The organism is Pseudomonas sp. PS02288 (assembly GCF_029959715.1).
GTDB lineage: Bacteria > Pseudomonadota > Gammaproteobacteria > Pseudomonadales > Pseudomonadaceae > Pseudomonas_O > Pseudomonas_O kuykendallii.
The window spans coordinates 1-2,746 of record NZ_JASCPA010000120.1 but is presented as its reverse complement, the minus strand read 5'-3'; the positions used below and the strand labels follow the sequence as shown (position 1 = coordinate 2,746).

Below are 2,746 nucleotides of genomic sequence, written 5' to 3'. Positions count from 1 at the left end.
TTCACCCGCGGCGAGGGGGCCGACGCTGACCCGCGCAGGGGCGGGCGGGCCGTGGGGCGCGCCGAGGCTGGCATAGAGACGAATCAGCTCCTGCGCCTGTGAAAGCGTCTGCCGCCCCCGCGCGTTGAGTTGCGCCGCGCGGCCCTTGCGGTCGAAGAGCTCGTAGCCCAGTTCGCGCTCCAGGCGTTGCATCTGGGCGCTGACCGCGGCCTGCGTGAGCCCGATCTGCTTGCCCGCGGCGGCGAAGGTGCCCTCGCGGCAAACGGCGATGAGCGTTTTCAGCTCGCGAATCATTCGATCGATCCTGTTTGTGAATCTGAGAAATATATATTGTTTTTATTTATGGAATTCGCTCATTAGGATGCGTCGAAAATCCATGAGATGCCTGGAGTGCCGATGAGCCTTTCACCGTTCCACCTTGCGATTCCCGTGCACGACCTTGCCGCCGCACGCACCTTCTATGGCGAAACCTTCGGTCTAAAGGAGGGCCGTTCGAGCGCGCACTGGGTCGATTTCAATTTCTACGGCCACCAACTGGTGATCCACGAACACCCCGAGACCGATTCGCAGCGCCATGCCGGGACCAACGCGGTGGATGGCCACGACGTGCCCGTGCCGCATTTCGGCATCGTGCTGCAGTGGGACGAATGGGAGGCACTGGCCGAGCGGCTGAAATCCTTCGGAACCCGGTTCGTGATCGAGCCCTACATTCGTTTCCAGGGGCAGGTCGGCGAACAGGCGACGATGTTTCTCTTCGATCCCTGCGGCAACGCGCTGGAGTTCAAAGCGTTCAAGGACATCGACCAGCTCTTCGCGAAGTAGGTACGCCGGGCGCATCCGTAGTCCAGATGCGCCCTCGTGAAGTGCCGCGCATTGTCCGGCGAGCGGGAGCCTCAGCCGCGTGACAGCGGCGGCGTGCGCGGTGGTATCGCACGCCTGGTGCCGCTCGACTCGAACGCCGATGCCAGGCGCAGCAGGTGCGAGTCGTCGTAGGCGCGGCCGGCGAAGGTCAGCCCGACCGGCATGCCGATGTCCGCCATCACCCCCATCGGCACCGTGACCGTCGGCACGCCCAGATGGCGGATCGCGAGGTTGCCGTTGGCGACCCAGACGCCGTTGCTCCAGGCGATGTCCGCCGAAACCGGGTTCACGTCGGCGTCGGCCGGGCCCACGTCGGCGACTGTCGGAAACAGCACGGCGTCCAGGCCGAGCGCGTCCATCCAGTCTTCCAGATCGATCTTGCGCGTCCGCTCCAGCCCTCGCAGGCCGTCAGGTAGCGTGGCGATACGGTCCCACGGGGTGATGCCGCGCTCGGCCATCTTCACGTATTCGTCCATACCGGCCGCCAGGTCATCCTCGCGGTTGGGCAGGGTTCCGGGATCGTGGGGAAAGATCTGCGGACCGTCCACGTCGACCAGGCGGTTGAGCTTAGGATCGCCGTTGGCGCGCAGGAAGTCGTCGAACGCCCAGGCGCTCAGCTCCCACAGTTCGTCATGGAGAAATTCCGGCGAGACCAGGCCGCGGGTGAACACCGTCGGCGCGCCGGGACGGTCGCCTTCGCAGTTCGACACCAGCGGGAAATCCACGTCGACGACTTCTGCACCGGCGGCTTCCAGGGTCCGGCGCGCCTGCTCCCAGAGGTCGATCACCGAGGCACGGGTCTCGATGCGTTGCCCGGTCGGGCCTCCGATGCCGGGCTTTTCGCTGGTGCCGGCGGCGGGGTCGGCGTTGATGTACATGCGCGGTACCCCGAAGCGTTTGCCCGCCAGCGCGTCGCTGCCGGCTGCCAGCGTCGGATAGGACGCGGGGCGCACCGAGGCGACGTCCGGGATCGGCACCCAGGGCTGCAGCCGCCAGAGGTCGCCGCGGGTGTCGGGGTCCTCGGCCACCACCACGTCGAGCACCTCGAGCAGGTCGGCCATGGTCCTGGCGTACGGCACCACGACGTCCATGGTCGGCGTCAGCGGCCAGTTTCCGCGCACCGAGATCACCCCGCGCGACGGCGTATAGGCGCACAGGCCGTTGTTCGACGCCGGGCCCCGTCCGCTCGACCAGGTTTCCTCGGCCAGGCCGAAGGCGGCGAAGCTGGCGGCGGTCGCGGTGCCGGCGCCATTCGAGGAGCCCGAGGCGAACGGCGCGGTGAGGTAGGCGGCGTTGTAGGGGCTTTCCGCACGGCCATAGACGCCGCGCTGCATGCCGCCGTTGGCCATCGGCGGCATGTTGGTCTTGCCCAGGCAGATCGCGCCGGCGGCGCGCAGGCGTTCGATGGTGAAGGCATCGCGATGGGCGACGAGGCCCTTGAAGGCCGGGCTGCCGGAGGCGGCGGTCAGCCCCTTCACCAGGTAGCTGTCCTTGGCGGTATAGGGAATGCCGTCCAGCGGGCCGAGCGTTTCGCCGCGGGCGCGGCGGGCGTCGGACGCCTCGGCCTCGGCCAGCGCATCCGGGTTGCGAACCACCACCGCATTCAGCGCGGTGGGCGTTTCGGGGCCGTCGTAGGCGTCGATCCTGGCGAGATACGCCTTCACCAGATCGACCGCCGTGGTCCGGCCGGACTCGAGCGCAGCACGCAGCTCGGCAATGCAAACCTCGGTTACTTCAAACATGCGGGCACCGCTTCGTAGTGTGGGTTCATGCGGCGAGCCGCAGTTTTTCCGGTCATCGATTATTCCAGAAACGGTGCGGGCGGCGCGCGCGGGGGGCTTTACGCGGCCCCCCGCGGTCCACACGCAGGCGGCCCCCGCCGGGG

3 protein-coding genes are annotated in these 2,746 nt (G+C 67.7%); 1 reads left to right on the top strand and 2 read right to left on the bottom strand.

Going from position 1 to position 2,746, the window contains the following annotated elements:
• On the bottom strand, positions 1-294 hold a 294-nt coding region (locus QMX85_RS23310; RefSeq protein WP_282344921.1), incomplete at its 3' end, for a LysR family transcriptional regulator.
• 102 nt (positions 295-396) lie between these two features.
• On the opposite strand from QMX85_RS23310, the gene QMX85_RS23305 reads away from it, so the two are divergent.
• Positions 397-822 carry a VOC family protein gene (locus QMX85_RS23305; protein ID WP_282344920.1) on the top strand — a complete coding sequence of 142 codons (426 nt, stop codon included), beginning with the start codon at positions 397-399 and terminating at the stop codon, positions 820-822.
• A 71-nt stretch (positions 823-893) separates the two neighbouring features.
• On the opposite strand, the gene QMX85_RS23300 is transcribed toward QMX85_RS23305, so the two are convergent.
• Positions 894-2,603, bottom strand: coding sequence for an amidase (locus tag QMX85_RS23300; RefSeq protein WP_282344917.1), 1,710 nt, complete (start codon positions 2,601-2,603; stop codon positions 894-896).
• Positions 2,604-2,746 lie beyond the last annotated feature (143 nt).